Here is an 18,458-nt window from a genome sequence, read left to right as displayed (position 1 = left end):
CCGAAGGGGTGTCCACACGCCCACATCTCTCCAAACCTCTCTTAGGCCGCCTTCCGTTGCTCCTGAGGATAGGCCTGCTTGCCGATCAGCTCGAAGAATTTGGTAACGACCGCCGGATCAAAGTGATGCCCAGACTGATCGCGCAGATACTCCAATACCTTCTCTTCCGGCCACCCTTTGCGGTATGGTCTATCGGAACGAAGAGCATCCCATACGTCCACTACCGCAAAGATGCGAGCGGCCAACGGTATCTCCTCCCCGCGAAGCCCGCGCGGGTAGCCACTGCCGTCCCAACGTTCATGATGGCAGTAGGGAATATCTAAAGCCGGGCGTAAGAAGGGAATGGAGGAGAGCATCTCGTAGGCATACTCCGGATGACGCCGCATGATCGCCCACTCCTCTTCCGTTAGTGGGCCGGCTTTATGGAGAATGCTATCCGGAATGCCTATCTTTCCAATATCGTGCAGTAAAGCCCCCCATCGCACATAAAGAAGCTGACGGTCGGAAAAGCCCATCTGTTCGGCCAAACGCAGCGAGAGCTCCGTCACGCGTTGGCTATGCCCTTCCGTCTCCTTATCGCGCAGATCGAGAATGCGCGACCATCCCTCGATAGTCGCACTGTAGACTCGTTCGAGATGCCGATAGAGCCGTTGCCTCAACCGCTCTGAAGGGAAACAAGCCGGCATCTCCGCCGCCGAAAGCAGCTCAGCAAGCTCCTCCTCCAACGCCATTGCCTCGTAATGGGTTACCCGGTTGCGGCCCAGATGTTTCGAAATGTAGAGCGCCTGGTCGGCCTCTTCAACAAGCTCGTTCACATCCTTCACCTCATCGCATAGGGTAGCGACCCCGCAGCTTGCCGTTATGGGGCGTAAAAGCCATGGGTATCGCTCCACGGCACATCGCAGACGCTCTGCAAGGGATGTGGCTGTGTCTTTGTCGGTTTGGGGCAGTATTACCATGAACTCTTCTCCCCCATAGCGTCCTAGCACATCCCCGGCCCGGAGCTGGGCCTGTAAAATGGAGGCTAGCTTTTGGAGCACAAGATCGCCTTGCAGGTGACCAAAGGTGTCGTTATAGGCCTTGAAATGATCTACATCCACCATCACCAGTGAGAGCGGTTGCCGACCTCTACGGGCCTGCCAAAAGAGTTCATCCAGCTGCTCCCTCAAGTACCGCACATTACCCACCCCTGTAAGGAAGTCGGTGGCGGCCTGTTTTTCAAGCATCCTTCTTTGAAAGCGCAGCTCTATCTGACTCATAATCTGTCGGGCTAGCGCCAGGAGGGCCTCCTGTTGGGCTTTGCGTAACCTTCGTGGCACGGTGTCTAGAACGCACAGCGTTCCTAACGCATAGCCATCGGAGGTGATAAGCGGAGCACCGGCATAAAAACGAATGTAGGGCGGGCCGATTACGAAGGGGTGTTGCTGAAAGCGAGGGTCTTTACGCGCATCGGGCACAACGAGCAGACGGTGAGAGAGAATGGTGTAGTTGCAGAAGGCCAGCTCGCGCGGTGTCTCCTGCACCTCCACGCCTAAGCGCGCTTTAAACCACTGCCGATCGCGATCAATAAGGCTAATGAGACTAATGGGTACTTTGCAAATCTGAGCGGCAAGTAGCACAAGGTCGTCAAACTCGCGTTCGGGCAATGTGTCGAGCAACGCATAGTGATACAACGCACACAGTCGAGCCTCTTCGTTCCAAGGAAGGGAAACCGATGCTGCCATCTCTGTACATCTCCATCAGCAAAAGTTGGTTGCAGGGCAGCAAGGCCACCAAACAACGATGCGGCGCGGCATCGGGTCAATGAGGTTATTTTTGGCAGGCAAGGAGAAAGACTTTAGGAGGAGAAGCCAAAACACGGTAACCTTGCGGAAAGCGCGCCCGGAGAGACTCGAACTCCCGACCTACAGGTCCGCAACCTGTCGCTCTATCCGCTGAGCTACGGGCGCACAAATTGGCGAGAGGCACCGCTAGTATACTGAGTAGTTCCTGAAAATGTCAAGGGTTGTGGCTTAATAGGCTATTTCCTTCCCAACTTCAATGAAGACCGCACGAACCCTTCAAACGTATTTAGATAGGGACTTGGCGCTACGAAGCCCAAGGCACAACACAACAACACAGGGCAACTTATAATAACGCCGATTTTAGAACGAAAAATCACAATAAAGTAGTTGACAAGTATCTACCTACAATAGTATACTTGTTGCATCCTAGGGCGCTCCGCCCCACGATGGAAGGAGACATGGTTTCTTATGAACTTACCGGCGTTCGCATCACCGATTTGGGCAGAGAAAAGCCCCACTCAGCCTCAACCGCAGCCGAAACCTCCTGCCCCACGGCAGCCAAAACCTCATCGCCCTCTTCGCCTCCTTGTGTTCAGCTTTACCGTGCTCGTGGCCCTAGAAGCCGGCGTTGTACTCGACCAAAAGGTCTTTCAGCTCCATGCCTCTCTCCTGCCTCTCTCGGCTCCTTCCACAACCCCAAATGCTTCCGTTCGTCTCTGCACTGCCGAGGCCAAACGTCAAGAGGGATTCGTATCGGTGACGGGGAGCTTTCAAAACCTAACTCCCTACCCCCTGCACCATGTGCAGGCCGTTGTGGAGCTGCTGGATTCGAAAGGTCTGCCACTCGACGTCGAAACGGCCCCCATTGTGCTCGACCCCGTTCTGCCCTATCAGAAAGCGCCTTTCCATATCATCGTTGAGGACTCGCGTTACGCTGTTTCCTGCCGCATACGCTTTCGTACCCCGTTCGGCCCCATGCTCGACTAGAGCGTGTAATTGAGAGCTCCCATCTCGCCTGTAGAAGCGACAGTCTCCTAGAGGGCTTGACACGCCGATAGCACAGCATGTATAATGCCTAAACATCTGACGATCTGATGATTGGAGTTCTAACATCGAACCCATCCAACGCCGACAACTGGTTGAACAGGTCATTCAGCGTCTTCGGGAAGGCATCGCCAACGGCGAGTACCCTGTGGGAAGCCGTCTGCCCGCGGAACCGGAGCTGATGAACGCCTTGCAAGTGGGGCGCTCGACCGTGCGAGAGGCGATTCGCGCCCTCGCCCACTCCGGCCTACTGCAGGTAAAGCAAGGCCAGGGCACTTTTGTCTGTGCCCTCCCTCAGGAACAGGAGACCCTTACCGAGCGCCTTCGGCGCGCCCATATCGTGGAGGTCTATGAGGTACGGCGAGCGCTTGAGCCGGAAAGCGCCCGCCTGGCCGCTATTCGCCGTAATGAAGCCCAACTCCAGCGTCTCACCGACCTTCTTGCGGAGCGGGAGCGCTGCCGCCTCCGCAACGACGCTCAAGGCCTGCTCGAAGCCGACATCGCATTTCATATTACCATTGCAGAAGCTGCCGGAAATGGGGTTTTTGTGGACCTCGTCCGCTCCTTTCTAAGCGTCCATCGCGAAGCGCTGTGCGACGTTATCGCCCTCTCCGGCACCACAGAACAGCAGGCGCGTCTGCATGAACAGCTTGCCAAAGCCATCGCCCTGCAGGACGAAAAAGCCGCCTATAGGCTTTCAGCGAAACTGCTCGATTCGATTCTTCAGGTGCATCAACAGCAGGCGCCCCTCTACCAGGAGGTATCCTTGTGACCGAGGCGAGTAGCATGCCGTCGCAGATAACCGACATCTACCTCGTAGGGCTACGCACCGATGGGCGCAGCGAAGTGCCCAACTTCTACACCTTCCTGCTGGAACAGGACCAGGAGTTGCAGCCTCTGCTTCTGGAAGATCAGGTGATACTTTTCACTCACATCGAGTTGGCCCCACAGGCCTTTGCGTTGGCCGACATACCGGTGCAGTTTCGCCGCCCGCTCTCCTTGGAAAACGTCTATCTCATAGATGCTGCGCGCACCCTGCATTTGCTAGCCTATCATGATGAAGACAACGAGCAGGTCATCGCGAACTTCTTAGACTGGTGCGCCCGCACCCTTACTGCGCTCGGCATCCCGCTTCCACCCGCGTTCGACGTGTTGGCCGACCTCGGCAAACACGTGGATCAGTACCGTGTCTACGGAGATTTTCTCAGCAAAGAGCCTTACCGTCGAGAGCGCGCTATAGATGGCGTTCGATGGTGCCTGGGCACCATTTTCTCTTTGGCGCGAATTTTAACGAAGGAATAGACAGCTCCATGCCTCACAAAAACCCGTGGCGCCCGGCCCGTTCGGCGAAAGAGCAGTTTAACCGACAAGCGGCCCATTACGATGCCCGCTGGAACAGCTGGAGTGCGGAGACGCTAGCCACCCTCGTTCGCCTCGCCGAGCCGCAACCGCACCACGTGGTTCTCGATGCGGCCACAGGCACCGGCTTCACTGCCCTTGCCATTGCGCCCTATGTACAGCACATCGTTGGCGTTGACGTTTCGGAAGCGATGCTCGTACAGGCGGCACATCAGGCCCGTGAGAGAGGGCTAACTAACATAGAGTTCCACCTGGCCTCCGTCGAACAACTTCCCCTACCCAACGACTCCTTTCACCGGGTTACCTGCCGCTTGGCGGCGCACCACTTTACCTCGGTGCCGGCCTTTCTGCGGGAAGCGCACAGAGTGTTAAAGCCCCAAGGCTACTTGCTGATCGCGGACACGACGGCCCCAGCAAACTTAGCGGCGGCAGAGTGGATGCAACAAGTGGAGACGCTTCGTGACCCCTCCCACGTTCGTAACTACACGGAGTTGGAGTGGCGGCAGATGCTCTATCGCGCAGGCTTTCAAACCGATGTCTGCGAGGTGAAAACAGAGGCCATTCCGCTGCGCTTTTCGGAATGGGTACACAAGGCCGGCTGCACGGAGGAGCAGATAGCGCAACTGAGGTCTCTGTTTGAAACCCATCTGCCCGATGAGGCCAAACAGTGTTTTTCCATTGCTGCAACGCCAGATGGAGATATCGCCTTTGCCTGGCCGCGTGTTCTTCTCCGTGCCTACAGGCACAATGAAGCATCTATCTCTACATCCTAAAGAAAGTGAGGTGATCGCCTTGCCAAAAACGATGTTCGAAAAAATTTGGGAAGCACATGTGGTGCGAGAGGCCGAGGGAGAGCCGACGCTGCTCTATATTGACCTACATCTCGTCCATGAAGTGACCTCTCCGCAGGCTTTTGAAGGTCTGCGATTGGCCGGACGAAAAGTGCGTCGTCCCGATCTCACCGTGGCGACGATGGATCATAATGTGCCAACCACCGATCGCAACCTGCCCGTGGCCGACCCCATCTCTCGCGCCCAGATGGAGACTTTGGAGCGGAACTGTAAGGAGTTTGGCATTACCCTCTACGGCATTCACAGCCGTCGTCAAGGCATCGTTCACGTGATCGGGCCGGAGCTAGGTCTTACGCAACCCGGCATGACGATTGTGTGCGGCGACAGCCACACCAGTACGCACGGCGCGTTTGGCGCCCTTGCCTTCGGCATTGGCACCAGCGAGGTGGAACACGTGCTGGCCACACAGTGCCTGCCGCAGAAACGCCCTAAAACCATGGAGATTCGCGTAGACGGCACTCTCGGCCGCGGCGTCACCGCCAAAGACGTGATTCTGGCCATCATCGGCAAAATTGGCACCGATGGGGCAACCGGCTATGCCGTGGAATACCGCGGGGATGTCATCCAGTCGCTCTCGATGGAAGGGCGTATGACCATCTGCAACATGTCCATCGAGGCCGGAGCGCGCGCCGGCATGATCGCCCCCGACCACAAAACGTTCGCGTGGCTTGAAGGGCGCCCCTTCGCCCCAAAAGGAGCCGAATGGGAACGGGCGCTGGCGTGGTGGCAAAGCCTGCCCACCGATCCCGATGCCGTATTCGATGCCACCGTCTGCCTTCAGGGCGAACAGATTGAACCCTACGTAAGCTGGGGCACCAGTCCAGAGATGGTGGTGCCCGTGTCGGGCTGCGTTCCCGACCCCGATCAGTTTGCCGACGAAGGAAAGCGCCGGGCAGCGGTGCGCGCCTTAGAGTATATGGGCCTCCAACCCGGCACCCCCATTCAAGAGATTCCGATAGACCGCGTGTTCATTGGCTCTTGCACCAATGGACGGCTTGCCGACCTACGCGCTGCCGCCGAAATTGTGCGCGGCAAACGAGTCCACCCGCGCGTGCGCGCGATGGTCGTTCCCGGCTCGACCGGAGTGAAACTGCAGGCTGAGGCAGAAGGACTAGACCGAATCTTCAAAGAGGCCGGCTTCGAGTGGCGTGAGGCCGGGTGCTCCATGTGTTTGGGAATGAATCCAGACATCCTCCAACCCGGTGAGCGTTGCGCATCAACCTCCAACCGCAACTTCGAAGGCCGACAGGGTAAGGGTGGTCGCACACATCTGGTGAGCCCGGCCATGGCCGCCGCTGCTGCCATTGCCGGCCATTTCGTTGACGTTAGAGAATGGGAGTAGGAAACGATGCAACCTTTTCGCAAAGTAACGGGAGTTGTGGCCCCGCTGAATCGGGTTAACGTGGATACCGACCAGATTATCCCAAAGCAGTTCCTCAAGCGCATCGAGCGAACAGGCTTTGGACAGTTTCTGTTTTACGATTGGCGCTACCTGCCGGATGGAAAGACGCCAGACCCCAACTTCGTGCTTAATGCCCCAGCTTATCAGGGCGCTACGATTTTGGTAACCGGAAGGAACTTTGGATGCGGCTCCTCTCGTGAACACGCCCCGTGGGCGCTTATGGACTACGGGTTCCGGGCCATCATTGCACCTTCCTTCGCCGACATTTTCTACAACAACTGCTTTCAGAATGGCCTTCTGCCCGTTCGCCTTCCCGAAGAGACGGTCGCCCAACTCTTGCGTATCGCCGAAGAGCGTCCGGGCTATCGGCTAACCGTAGACCTCGAAGCCCAAACGGTTTCCGACGAGGAGGGGTTCAGCGCAACCTTCGAAATTGACCCCTTCCGACGGCACTGCCTGCTGCATGGTCTGGACGACATCGGGCTTACCCTTCAGCACGAAGCCGATATCGCGGCCTTCGAGAAGCGCCGCCCTACTTGGCTTCGTGGTGTGGCAGCAGAAGCGCAAGAGAGCGGCGTCTCTTAGAGAGACGCAGAGGACAACAGAAACGGCTTGTTGGGGTCTACCAGCTAACGCTGGTAGACCTTTTAGCGATGAGCCGTGGTGTTGAGGGGCAGTATCTTGGCGGCCCGATCGGTCGCTATGGACGGGAGCGAGAGAGAAAGTCGGCCATCGTGGCAAAGAACTTCGGTCGTACCCGTTATCTTGCCGGTTATGGTATCCCACCACTGCACCTGATAGCGCCCATTCGGTAGCCCGTGCAGCACTGTGGTTGTGGCCTCCACAGGCGGAATGGGGTGGTTCTCATAGACGTTCAACCAGTTATAGGCCTTGTTCTGAACCCATAGCAGCGCCATTTTGCCGTTGGTAAGCGCATAGCAATCTAGCGGGGCATAGTGCCCATCGAGGTAGTTGGTCAGTATCATGGAGTGGAGGCTTAGCCAGTCACCATCCACAACGTCCAGAGTAATCGTATGATCTCCGGCAGGCACCTCGATACCGTAGTCTTTGTCGTAAGTGGCCAAATAGATGTTGTACTGAGGCTCAAACTGCGTCTCCTTATACTCTGGCTTTTGTCCGTTTTTGGGCGGGGCAGCAGGTAGATCGAACTCCGCCACGGGTTTGCCATCGAGGAGCACGCGTAGATTGGCGAAATTGGAAACTTGGTAGATGTGAAGGACGAATCGCCCCGGCCGGCTGAAATGCACATGGAAGGTGGGAACGCTTCGTAGATCGGGCTTACCTGGGCTAAAGAGATACGTTGGCAAGGCGCCCCCTATCACCGTGCCTGCCGATGTCAGCGTAAAGTTCTCCGCTGAACGTTCCCAACCAAGTTGCGGCGTGAAGACGGCATCGTAAAAAACGGGCTTTTGTCCCAATGTTTGTGGTTGATCGCAATTTGCTGGCTGCCAAGTGCCCTCTTGCCACGGTACCGAAGCGATGAACTTGGCGGGCGCGTCGAACAGAGAGTAGAGGTGCTTCGGGGCAACATAATTGTTCCACCACCAGATCATGGCGGTAGCGGCGTCGCCAGATACGATGGAAGACCATAGCGCGTTGTGGAGGTTTACTCCTTTGCCTTCTGGGTCGTATTTTGCATCAGACGATCGCCAGTCTATGCCGAACTCGGCCATAAAATGCGGTTTGCCGTATTTTCGATTTTCAAGGGCGTCCGTATGTACCACCGGCGCCCAATCGGGGATATTTCCGGTGCCGTAGTTATGCGTCATTGTAAAATCCACTTCCGGCAGCTGCCAGATGGCCGGGTTTCCGTAGGTGGTGCTAACGAGATGACGGTAGGGATCGGCGGGGTGGCCTGCGTCGGGTCCCATTCCTTTGAGATAATCGCCCATCATCTGCACCCAGCTGGCGGGTGGGTTGGCCTCGTTCCAAAACTCCCATCCGAAGAGATTCGTTCGCCAACCGTAGCGTGCCGCTAGATAGCGCAAGCGCTGCTGATAGTACTTTTGTGCTATGGGGTTGGTCCAAAAGTCGTCTGGTTTTTGACAGGGGCCGCCGTTGGCAGCGTTGTAGGGGTTTTGGGCCCACATGCCTTCATTAAAGTAGCCTCCGGTTGTGAACTCGCCATAGGTGCCCAAGCAGAGCATGACGTTCACATGGTACTTCGCAGCCAGATCGAGAATTCTATCCACCATCCAGGCGTTATCGAGCGCGTAGTAGCCCAAACCGTGCGTTCCTATAAAACGATCCTCCCCCTCTCCTGGCGGCGGGCCGCTCCATTCGATGTCGGTATGATGCCAATGAAACATCCAAAGCCGAATCCAGTTCCCTCCATGGGCGCTAAGATCGGCCAGCCAGCGGTTAAACTCGGTGGAACCGCCAGAACCCGCCCAGCACATGTCCTCTCCCACAGGGAAATAGGGCTTGCCGTTGGAGTAGGCAAAGAGAAAAGGATTGTGCGGATCGCGGCGGATGAATCCCGGCGAGCTTGAGGGCACGCAGGTAAAGTGAAGCAACGGCAGGACGACCGTGCCCGAGGCATCGTGCGCGGAGATTCGGCAGGTCCACCGTCCCACACGGTTCGGTGCAAAACGCACCATCCACACAGGAGCGCCGGTGGGCACCATCTGCTCTTCATTCCCCTGCATTCGGGTGGTAAAGGGCTGGTAGAGAAAACCGGGCACACGGAAATGCAGACCTTGCGGCCCTGTGAAATCGGCCTCTACATCGATCTCATCGGGGTCGAAAGGGTTTTTAGCGTCGGTATGAAGGTCGAGTGTTAGCTCATACTTTTCATAACAAGGCACCTCGGTGCGGTTAGGCGTCGCTGCCTTCAACGCAATGGCTTTGGCAGTGAGCGGGAAGCAGCAGAGGCATAAAGCCCCTATGAGCAAAGCTATATTCTTTTGCGATCGGTTCATACCCATAACATCCTTTCTCCATGCTAGCCTACATCACCGGCCCTAAAGTCCAGGGCGCAAACTCCTCCTCGCCAAGCCCTTGCAGCTCACTTTTCGTCTTCTTACCGCTAGCTACAGCGATCAACGCCTCGAAGATTTCGCGCGCCACATCCTCCATGGGAACGCCATCGAGGATCGCTCCAGCGTTGATATCCATATCCTCCTGCATACGTTCATATAGCGCTGTATTCGAGGCGATTTTGAGAACGGGAGTCGGCTTAAACCCAAGACATGAACCTCGCCCAGTCGTGAAGGCGATGAGGTTACAACCACCGGCCACCAAACCGGTGACAGAAACGGGGTCGTAGCCCGGCGTATCCATGAAAGTAAGCCCCTTTTTGGTGATGCGGGCCGCATAGGGATAGACTTCCACAAGCGGCGTAGAGCCCGCTTTGGCCACTGCGCCAAGCGATTTTTCATAGATGGTGGTAATGCCCCCTTTTTTGTTGCCGGGAGTGGGGTTCGCATCTATGGTCGCCCCCCAGACACCGGTATACCATTCCCACCAACGCATGAGGGCCACAAGCTTCTCGGCGACCTCTCTAGTGACCGCCCGTCGCGTCAATAGGTGCTCCGCCCCGTAGGTCTCCGTGGTCTCCGCCAGCACCCAACCGGCCCCTTGACGCACGAACATGTCTCCAGCCAAGCCCAACGCGGGGTTTGCGGTAATGCCTGAGTTGCCGTCGCTGCCGCCACAGTTGGTTCCAACGATCAGCTCGGAAACTGGGCAGTCGGTTCGGCGAGCCTGATTGGCGCGACGTAGCAACTTGAGGGTGGCTTCTACGCCGGCTTGAGTGGTTTTACGCACCCCTCCCGTCTCTTGAATAACGAAAATGGGGGGTGGCTCTACATGGCCTATCGCGATCTGGCCAGCGGGCACAAGCCCTGTGTTTTGCACCAACGCGTCCGGCTGATTCACTTCACATCCCAACCCCACCAAAAGGCATCCGCCCACGTTGGGATGGTTCGCAAACCCGGCCAAAGTGCGCTGCAGCTGCTTGTAGTCTTCGCCGCCCAAATGTTGCCCGCAGCCACTTTTATGGATAAGTGGAATGACCCCATCCACTTCCGGAAAATCGTGTAAGGCTTCGCCTCGAAAGTGGTCGGCAATGGCACGCACGGTGGAGGCGGAGCAGTTCACCGTGGAGATGATGGCCACATAGTTTCTCGTGCCCACACGCCCATCGGCACGGCGATACCCCCTGAACGAACGTCGCTCCGCTTCTCCCACGTAGTCAACCGTCGGCACCTCGGTACAAAATTCGAGAGGCAGTTGCAATGCGGTTTCGCCGCTTCCTTCCCCTTTCCCAAAGCCGAGGTTGTGGGTGTGCACCCAATCGCCTTGGGCGATATCTGCGGTGGCAAACCCGATGATCTGCCCATATTTGCGCAACGGCTCACCCACTCGGTGGTCTCTCACAGCAAGTTTATGCCCCGCCGGAATGTCATCTCGCAACAGGAACGTCCGCGCCTCATGCACGATCGGGGTTCCTTTCTCTAATGATCGGCGTGCCACGGCAACGTCGTCCTCTTCTCGCAAGAGAAGAGCGACCTCCTGCAATATCTGGGCTTCTAGGCGTTGTGTCAAAGCGAACTCCAGCGACGCGTATTTTTGGTTTACTATTCGCTGGAACGGCAGCGTCTTCCTGCTCGATGGGGTAAATCGCCTCTTCGCTTCGCGTATAATATTAGGCAACAGGTCACTCGTCGTTGCAGGGCTATCCTTGTTGCGTACACATCAACTACCCGAAATCTAATAGAGGAAAAAAGAGATTATGCCCGATATCGTGGAAGATTTAACCCCGGCACAGATCGTTGAGGAGCTTGACCGCTACATTGTTGGGCAGCAGAAGGCGAAACGCGCCGTGGCGATTGCGTTGCGTAACCGCTATCGTCGCCGCCTTCTCCCACCCGAGCTTCGGGATGAGGTCATTCCCAAAAACATTCTGATGATCGGCCCCACCGGGGTTGGGAAAACAGAGATCGCCCGCCGGCTCGCCACCCTAGCGCGCGCACCTTTCATTAAAGTGGAGGCCACCAAGTTTACCGAAGTGGGCTATGTAGGACGCGACGTCGACTCGATGATACGTGATCTGGTTCAGGTTGCGATGCGCATGGTGGAAGCGGAAAAGATGGCAGAGGTGCAGGAGAAGGCCATGGAGCGCGCCGTAGAGCGCATTGTGGACATCTTGCAACCCCTACCCAGCGCCAAGCGACGTGCCACCAAACAGGCAGAGGATATCGCTGCCGACGTGCGCCGCATGTTCAGCGAATGGTTCAGCGGTGCGCAAACCGGTGCCCGCTCCGCCCCATCCCCTTCTACCGCCTCACCGGAAACATCGTCGGAAACCTCCTCCGAAGAAGAGCGCGATCTAAAGCGAATCGAGCGCATTCGCGAGGTGCTGCGCCAACAGGTCGCCTCTGGCGCCCGCGATAACGAGATGATCACCATTGAGGTTGAGGAATCGCAAGGCCCTCCCTTCATGCAGATATTTTCCCCGCAGGGCATGGAGGAGATAGACCTCCAAAGCGCGCTTGGGAAGATCATGCCCCGACGCCACAAACAACGCCAAGTGACCATTGCCGAGGCGAAACAGATCTTCGCGCAAGAGGAGGCGCAGGCCTTAGTAGACCGAGAGGCCGTTGTGCGCGAAGCCATCGAGCGCACGGAGCAGAGCGGTATCATCTTTGTGGATGAGATAGATAAGATCGCCTCCACAGGGCGAGCTTCACAAGGCGGCCCGGATGTCTCGCGAGAAGGGGTGCAGCGAGATATTCTGCCCATTATAGAAGGCTCTACAGTCAACACAAAGTACGGCCCTGTGCGTACCGACCACATTCTCTTCATAGCCGCCGGAGCTTTCCATGTGGCGCGTCCCTCCGATCTCATCCCAGAGCTGCAAGGTCGTCTGCCCATTCGTGTTGAGCTAGAGAGCCTGAATGAGGAGGACTATAAGCGCATCCTAACGGAGCCACGGAACGCCCTTGTGCGCCAATACAAGGCCCTTATGGCCACCGAAGGCATCACCGTGGAGTTCACCGACGACGCCATTGCCGAGATCGCTAAAATGGCCGCCGAAGTGAATCGGCGCAGCGAAAACATTGGGGCGCGTCGCCTTCATACCATCATGGAGCGCGTTCTAGAAGATATCTCCTTCCGTGCACCCGACCTGCCAGAAAAACAGATCACCATTGATGCTGCGTATGTGCGCGAACGCCTTATGGACATCGTGCAAAACGAAGATCTCAGCCGTTACATTCTTTGAAGAAGGGCAGCCATGTTGGCTGCCCTCGGCGGGCTCCCTTCACTGTCATTGAAAGGGACAGCGTCCTAGTGCCCAGCGTATCCTCCTATCCCTAGAAACGCTTGCGATTGAACGGGCTTGACATTTTTAACTGTAGAGGCTATACTTAGATTCCCTTGCACAAGTTGCTACGACAGCAACGGAACGAGCTTGTCATGCTAGACTCATTTTGATGCGCGCCCACTTGCAATGGCGCAAGGCCCGCGAGCAGAGAACGCGGCTCGCTCCGCAAGAGATGTCTTGATAGGAGGATACCTAGTTCATGATCGTTCCCACCAAAGTGCTGTTTGAGCATGCCTACGGCAAATATGCCCTCGGCGCCTACAACATCAACAACCTCGAGCAGGCTATGGGGCTTTTCCGCGGCTGCATCGAATCGCAGGCTCCGTTCATCATCCAAATCAGCAAAGGGGCTCGCTCTTATACCGATAAGCGGATGCTCGAAGCCATTATTCGTGCGGCGGACGAGATATTCCCCGAAGCCCTCTTCGCCGTTCACCTCGATCATGGCGACGAACAGACGGCTTACGACTGCATCGAAAGCGGTTTCTACTCCTCGGTGATGATAGATGCTTCCCATCATCCTTTTGAAGAGAACGTGGAGATCACCCGACGGGTAGTGGAAGCTGCCCACCGCCGCGGTATCTCCGTGGAAGCGGAGCTAGGAATGCTGGGCGGGGTTGAAGAGGATGTGAAAGTAGATGAAAAGAACGCCTGCCTTACCGATCCCGATGAAGCCTATGAGTTCGTAAAGCGCACCGGCTGCGATTCCTTGGCCTGCGCTATCGGAACGAGCCACGGCGCCTACAAATTCTCCGGCTCCCAAACCATCCGTTTCGACCGACTTGCGGAAATTCAAAAGCGGCTTCCCGGCTTTCCCCTCGTCATGCATGGCTCCTCCTCGGTTCCGCAAGAGGAGGTAGACCGTATTAACGCAGCGGGCGGTTGCATTAAAGGGAGCAAAGGGGTAGACCCAAATCAGTATCTGCCCGCAGCGAAACTGGGTGTCTGTAAAATCAACATAGATACCGATGGGCGTTTGGTTTGGACGCGCGTGCACCGCGAGTATTTCCGAGACCATCCCGCCGAGTTCGACCTTCGCGGCCCCGGCAAAATCTTTATGGCGGAATATGCCAAATTCATTGTAAGCCGCAACCAGTTGCTTGGTTCAGCCGGACAGCTTGAGGCTGCACGGGATCACGCGCTTTCTAGTCTCGCGGTCGTGCGTTAACAGCAACGACCCATTTCCCGTAGACATCCCCGCCCAGGCTTTCGTGTTGAGAGCCTGGGCCTTTTGCTTATCGAGATAAGGAAGCCCGCTTTAGAAATTGTCCAGTGGGGACAGATAGGGATGGCGTGGAGGAAACATCTGCCCTAAAAGCGCTTGGGTCTCTGGGTTGGAAGGCGACAATCTCCCCTCCTCGCAGGCCTGCAAAGCACCCGTCGTGCCTACAAGCACCTGCACCCAACTTTGAGCCGTGCCCACTGCACGTTGCCGATGTTGCTCGTACCTCTCTTCCGATATGCTCTTAACAACACTCGTAGCGCCATTCAGATGTAGCTCCACATACTGCATGGAGGGCTGCGGATAGGGGTCGTACAGCTTTAGAGCCAACGGAAAATCGCTTCTTACGGCGTCCCAATTTGCCTTTAAGGCCTCCAGCACCTGGTCGAAGCGAATAACGCGCGCCATACAGTTGAGCGCCCGCTCTTGCGACTTAACGTAAGGCGCTAAACCGCTTTCGGCTAGCTCATGGTGAGTGGTGGAGTATTCAACTATCTCCGTGCGGCGCTGACGCGCTAAATATCCTATGAAGGCGCTTTGTGCCTCGGGCGTTGGCGCATAAAGCTCTTGGATCTGCAGAGTAGGTAGTCTTGCACGCTGCGCCCCTATTTCCACGCTTCCCAAGCGATAGTCATAAAACAGCCATCCCTTCAGTCGCCCCAACTCGTCGAAATAAAGGTACCCACCGGGAAGTCGCTCAATGAGGCGGCGCCAGCGCAACGCGTCGCGCTGCAGGCGCAAAGTTTTTCCCGCTGCTACGGAAGGGAAGGTCGCTGCCAGCAACTCCGCATCGTTCACTTCAACCTTCCGAAGTCCCCTGCTTGCCGGGGCTGGCGGCAACGCCTGTCGGTCTATCTGAAAACAGGTGGCGCAACCGATCGTTTCCCAGCCCCGCCTTTGGTAGTAGAGGGCGTTAAGAGGCAGGAGGGCAGCCAAGGCAAACCCCCGTTCCTTCAGCGTATCGTAGGCAAAGTTCAGTAACCGAGTCGCTAAGCCTTGGCGTTGAAATTCCGGCAATGTGGCCACCCCAGCAATACCGGCAAGCTTCACCTGCGCCTGCCCTATCCAGCAGAGATGCTCCGACAGACTTAGGCAGCTGACCACCTGCCCCGCTTTGCGCACCACCAACTTGTTCTCTGGCGCTATGTGAGGATCGGCGTAAAAGATCGGTCGCGCTACGGCAAAGTTCATCCCAAACGCTTTGCACATTACGTGCAATACGGCGTCTAGCTCCTCTGGCCGAGCGCAACCGATTGTCTCCATCGCGTTTTTCTAGAACGTTAGGGTGAAGGGGAGGTTGTCGAGGGCACCAATTCAACATGGTGCGTGGTGGGTAAAGCAGCCAAACGCTCTTGTGCCACAACCTCAGCTTCCTGCGAATCCAGCGCGTCCATCTGCTGGTGTATGGCAGGAGGAACCTCCAAGCCGTTGGCGTTCGGCACTTGAACCACACGCCACCTCTGGAAATGGAGAGCGACATGGCGATTGGCAAGATCGAGCACTTTTTGAGCCTGCGCGCAGGTAGGCAGCATGGGAAGCGCGGCAAGGTCTATCCCTTGGGCAAGCTCTTGTGGGGTCAGCTGCGCCACGTTCTGCCCGTCCACCTTCAGCGTATAGGCGGCGGCAGTAAGCCCTGTAACCTTTAACTGATAACGGTTCAGCTCGTTTTCCACATCGCTGCAGGAGAGTGCAAGCAAGGTAGCGGGGTTCTTATTCGGATCGCGATCGAACGGCCACGGCAAAGAGTTATCGGTTTCATCAAACGACACGGTGCCGTTTGTCGTCTGAAGGTGGGTTATGTGGGTATTTTCAGCATGGGTCAGCTGGCCGCTGTTGGCATCAATCTCGACATCCGCCACGGTGGAAGGAGCGTTCCAGGCCAACAGCACGGCCGAAGCCATTATCAGATGCCCACTGTAGTCGGGGTGAACTCTATCGGGGATAATGGTGAGAGCAAGTTTGGGGTCGGCCACGATGGCGCGCGCCAACAGGCTTACTAGCGGCGCGTTCGTATCGGCCAACACCAGATGGTACTCACGGGCAAGCTCTTTCACGCCCTCGTTGAAAGCCGTTAACACGGAGTTGTAGCCCCCAGGGAAATTGGGGGGACGGGTTACATCGTCGTAGGCCGGGGCGGTGAGCAACGTGATGCGGACGCCCGGCAGGTTTTTTTCCAGCGTTTCAATGATATGCCGATAGCCCTGAATAAAGGTCTGGTAGAGCTGTGGGCTGAAAGGCCGATAACCGGCATCGTTCATACCGAGGCAGATCGTCACCACCGTGGGTTTATAAGCCAGCACATCGCGCTTGAGGCGCAAATCAATAGGGCCTCCGCCCCCTCCGGTAACGCGGTCGCCGCCCCAACCTGAATTGATGAACGTGAAATGCTCTTTGGGGAAATGCGCCACGCAATACGTCTCGATGTAGGTGGTGTAGCGGCGTTGTTCGGTGATGCTATCGCCATAGAACACCACGCGATCACCGTTGTGCAGATAGAAAGGAGTTGGCTTATCCGCCCGAGCGATGGCGGGAAGAAAAGCACACAGCAGGCCGACGATGGCCATGTTGTGGAGATGACTCAAAAAGCGCACTTTCAGCTCCTTTACGAGAGTTTCTTTGATTTCTTAAGACTTAAGACCGCTGCGCACTAAGAATACGACGTTGTACAAAATCTGTGGTGAGTTCACCACGCCGATAGAAGGCGTTGTTGAGGATGCGCAATTGAAAACCGATGTTGGTTTTGATGCCCTCGATGCGCATCTCTTGAAGACAGCGCTGCATCCGCGCAATGGCTCCCGCCCTATCGTTATCCCAAACGATGACTTTGGCCAACAGCGGGTCGTAATAGGGTGGCACCATATATCCACACATAATATGTGTGTCTACCCGCACCCCATAGCCTCCTGGCAATACGACCTGCTCGATGCGACCGGCGGAGGGAGCAAAGTTGTTATCGGGGTCTTCGGCGTTGATACGGCACTCGATGGCGTGTCCTTGCCACCGAATCTCTTTTTGGTTGAAGGAAAGTTTCTCACCGGCAGCAATGCGAATCTGCTCTTTCACAATGTCTATTCCGGTCACCATCTCGGTAACGCAGTGCTCTACTTGAAGCCGCTTGTTCATCTCCATAAAGTAGAACTCGCCTCGACGATCTACCAAAAACTCGATGGTGCCCGCATTGGTATAACCGATAGCGCGCGCAGCACGAACGGCGGCCTCGCCAAGGCGGCGACGTTGTTCTGGGTTTAAACAGACAGCCGGTGCCTCCTCAATCAGTTTCTGATGCCGCAGGTTCTGCACGGAGCATTCGCGCTCCCCTAGATGCAGCACATTGCCGTGTTCATCGGCAAGAACCTGTACCTCAATATGGCGCGGCTCCTCAACAAATTTTTCAAGGTAGACGGCCGAACTTCCGAAGGCAGCGGCCGCTTCTGATCGCGCCAGCTCAATTTGACGTGCCAACTCCTCTTCGTTTTGCACGAGCCGAATGCCACGCCCCCCACCTCCGTGGGCGGCCTTGATGAGCAAGGGAAAGCCTATTTTGCGCCCTAAGCTTAAGGCCTCTTGTTCGTCCGCAACCGGCCCATTGGAGCCGGGGACGATAGGCACTCCCGCGGCCCGCATGGTTTCGCGAGCCGTTGCCTTGTCGCCCATACGTTCCATGACACTGGCGGACGGGCCGATAAACTTGATGCCGTGTGCCTCGCAAGCCTCGGCAAAAACCGCTCGCTCTGAGAGGAACCCGATCCCAGGATGGATGGCATCGGCGCCGGTGATCAGAGCGGCGCTAATGATATTGGGTATATTGAGATAGCTATCCTTCGGAGCCGGCGGCCCCACGCACACCGATTCGTCGGCGAGTTGGACATGGAGGGAATCGGTATCCGCGGTAGAGTGGATCGCCACGGTCTTGATGCGCATCTCTCGACAAGCGCGTAGAATGCGCACAGCGATCTCGCCCCGATTGGCAATCAGTATCTTCTTGAACATAATGGCGTTATGGCCTCTCCGAGGTAATCAGAAAAAGCTCTTGATCGTACTCTACAGGCTGCATGTCCTCCACAAATACCTCCTGCACGACTCCTTTGATGGGCGCAACAACCTCATTTTTAATGCCCATCGCCTCGATCTGGGCGATCACTTGGCCTTCATTCACCGGCGTACCCACCTTTACTTGAGGGCGCACATGGGTAAAAATACCAACGAGGGGGGCCTTAACGTAAGCGGTCTCTGTTCTGAGAGACTCCTCACTAAGAGATGTTTCGGCCAGCTCCATTTCGTCCTCGGAGGTAGCGAGACACATCTCCTGATTTGGTGGAAAGACAGGGTGGAGAGAGCGTCTTATAGTGATGCGCTGATCCCCCCGTTTAAGCGTGATTTCGCAGATGGAGGCCTGCTGTATGAGATCAACAAGGCGTTCTAACTCTTCAAAGTCCAAGCCTTTTCT

At 56.5% G+C, this 18,458-nt stretch carries 15 protein-coding genes and 1 tRNA gene; 8 read left to right on the top strand and 8 right to left on the bottom strand.

Annotated elements, in window-relative coordinates; all coding sequences use genetic code 11:
* Positions 1–41 precede the first annotated feature (41 nt).
* Both CCALI_RS16515 and CCALI_RS13565 read right to left on the bottom strand, forming a co-directional pair.
* Complete coding sequence (locus CCALI_RS16515; protein WP_016484040.1) at positions 42–1,724, bottom strand: sensor domain-containing diguanylate cyclase/phosphohydrolase; 1,683 nt, start codon at positions 1,722–1,724, stop codon at positions 42–44.
* 152 nt (positions 1,725–1,876) lie between these two features.
* A tRNA-Arg gene (locus CCALI_RS13565) sits at positions 1,877–1,949 on the bottom strand.
* 303 nt (positions 1,950–2,252) lie between these two features.
* Here CCALI_RS13565 and CCALI_RS13560 point away from each other — a divergent pair.
* The 6 genes from CCALI_RS13560 (at position 2,253) to leuD (ending at position 7,025) form a co-directional block, all read left to right on the top strand.
* Positions 2,253–2,771, top strand: a complete 519-nt coding sequence (locus CCALI_RS13560) for a hypothetical protein (protein ID WP_016484039.1) — start codon at positions 2,253–2,255, stop codon at positions 2,769–2,771.
* A gap of 124 nt (positions 2,772–2,895) precedes the next feature.
* Positions 2,896–3,600: an FCD domain-containing protein gene (locus CCALI_RS13555; protein ID WP_044949297.1), complete on the top strand. Its 705-nt coding sequence runs from the start codon at positions 2,896–2,898 to the stop codon at positions 3,598–3,600.
* Positions 3,597–4,130: a hypothetical protein gene (locus CCALI_RS13550; protein WP_016484038.1), complete on the top strand. Its 534-nt coding sequence runs from the start codon at positions 3,597–3,599 to the stop codon at positions 4,128–4,130. The genes CCALI_RS13555 and CCALI_RS13550 overlap by 4 nt, the downstream gene beginning before the upstream one ends.
* A gap of 8 nt (positions 4,131–4,138) precedes the next feature.
* Positions 4,139–4,960, top strand: a complete 822-nt coding sequence (locus CCALI_RS13545) for a class I SAM-dependent methyltransferase (RefSeq protein WP_016484037.1) — start codon at positions 4,139–4,141, stop codon at positions 4,958–4,960.
* Positions 4,935–6,380: a 3-isopropylmalate dehydratase large subunit gene (leuC, locus tag CCALI_RS13540; RefSeq protein WP_044950598.1), complete on the top strand. Its 1,446-nt coding sequence runs from the start codon at positions 4,935–4,937 to the stop codon at positions 6,378–6,380. Before CCALI_RS13545 ends, leuC begins: the two co-directional genes overlap by 26 nt.
* 6 nt (positions 6,381–6,386) lie before the next feature.
* Complete coding sequence (gene leuD / locus CCALI_RS13535; RefSeq protein WP_016484035.1) at positions 6,387–7,025, top strand: 3-isopropylmalate dehydratase small subunit; 639 nt, start codon at positions 6,387–6,389, stop codon at positions 7,023–7,025.
* 62 nt (positions 7,026–7,087) lie between these two features.
* Here the strand turns inward: leuD and CCALI_RS13530 are convergent, their stop codons facing one another.
* Both CCALI_RS13530 and CCALI_RS13525 read right to left on the bottom strand, forming a co-directional pair.
* Entirely contained in the window at positions 7,088–9,382 is a 2,295-nt protein-coding gene (locus CCALI_RS13530; protein WP_016484034.1) for a DUF5060 domain-containing protein, read from the bottom strand.
* A 28-nt stretch (positions 9,383–9,410) separates the two neighbouring features.
* Positions 9,411–11,009, bottom strand: a complete 1,599-nt coding sequence (locus CCALI_RS13525; RefSeq protein ID WP_016484033.1) for a UxaA family hydrolase — start codon at positions 11,007–11,009, stop codon at positions 9,411–9,413.
* A gap of 187 nt (positions 11,010–11,196) precedes the next feature.
* Here CCALI_RS13525 and hslU point away from each other — a divergent pair, with 187 nt between their 5' ends.
* Together hslU and CCALI_RS13515 are read left to right on the top strand one after the other, a co-directional pair.
* Positions 11,197–12,687, top strand: coding sequence for an ATP-dependent protease ATPase subunit HslU (hslU, locus tag CCALI_RS13520; RefSeq protein WP_016484032.1), 1,491 nt, complete (start codon positions 11,197–11,199; stop codon positions 12,685–12,687).
* Between the two features lie 301 nt (positions 12,688–12,988).
* The gene (locus tag CCALI_RS13515; RefSeq protein WP_016484031.1) at positions 12,989–13,957 is read left to right on the top strand and encodes a class II fructose-bisphosphate aldolase; all 969 of its coding nucleotides are present in this window, start codon (positions 12,989–12,991) and stop codon (positions 13,955–13,957) included.
* A gap of 90 nt (positions 13,958–14,047) precedes the next feature.
* On the opposite strand, the gene CCALI_RS13510 is transcribed toward CCALI_RS13515, so the two are convergent.
* From CCALI_RS13510 to CCALI_RS15540, 4 genes are read right to left on the bottom strand one after another with little or no spacing between them, the layout of a single operon-like run.
* Positions 14,048–15,274 (bottom strand): GNAT family N-acetyltransferase, encoded by a 1,227-nt coding sequence (locus CCALI_RS13510; protein WP_016484030.1) that lies wholly within the window; start codon positions 15,272–15,274, stop codon positions 14,048–14,050.
* 17 nt (positions 15,275–15,291) lie between these two features.
* Positions 15,292–16,602 carry an SGNH/GDSL hydrolase family protein gene (locus tag CCALI_RS13505; RefSeq protein WP_016484029.1) on the bottom strand — a complete coding sequence of 437 codons (1,311 nt, stop codon included), beginning with the start codon at positions 16,600–16,602 and terminating at the stop codon, positions 15,292–15,294.
* Positions 16,603–16,642: 40 nt separating this feature from the next.
* On the bottom strand, positions 16,643–18,001 hold the full coding sequence (accC, locus tag CCALI_RS13500; RefSeq protein ID WP_016484028.1) for an acetyl-CoA carboxylase biotin carboxylase subunit: 1,359 nt from the start codon (positions 17,999–18,001) through the stop codon (positions 16,643–16,645).
* A gap of 7 nt (positions 18,002–18,008) precedes the next feature.
* On the bottom strand, positions 18,009–18,449 hold the full coding sequence (locus tag CCALI_RS15540; protein ID WP_016484027.1) for an acetyl-CoA carboxylase biotin carboxyl carrier protein: 441 nt from the start codon (positions 18,447–18,449) through the stop codon (positions 18,009–18,011).
* Positions 18,450–18,458: the final 9 nt, after the last annotated feature.

Source organism: Chthonomonas calidirosea T49 (assembly GCF_000427095.1).
GTDB classification, from domain to species: Bacteria; Armatimonadota; Chthonomonadetes; order Chthonomonadales; family Chthonomonadaceae; genus Chthonomonas; species Chthonomonas calidirosea.
The sequence above is the reverse complement of the archived record's forward strand: the minus strand, read 5'-3'. Positions and strand labels throughout refer to the sequence as shown.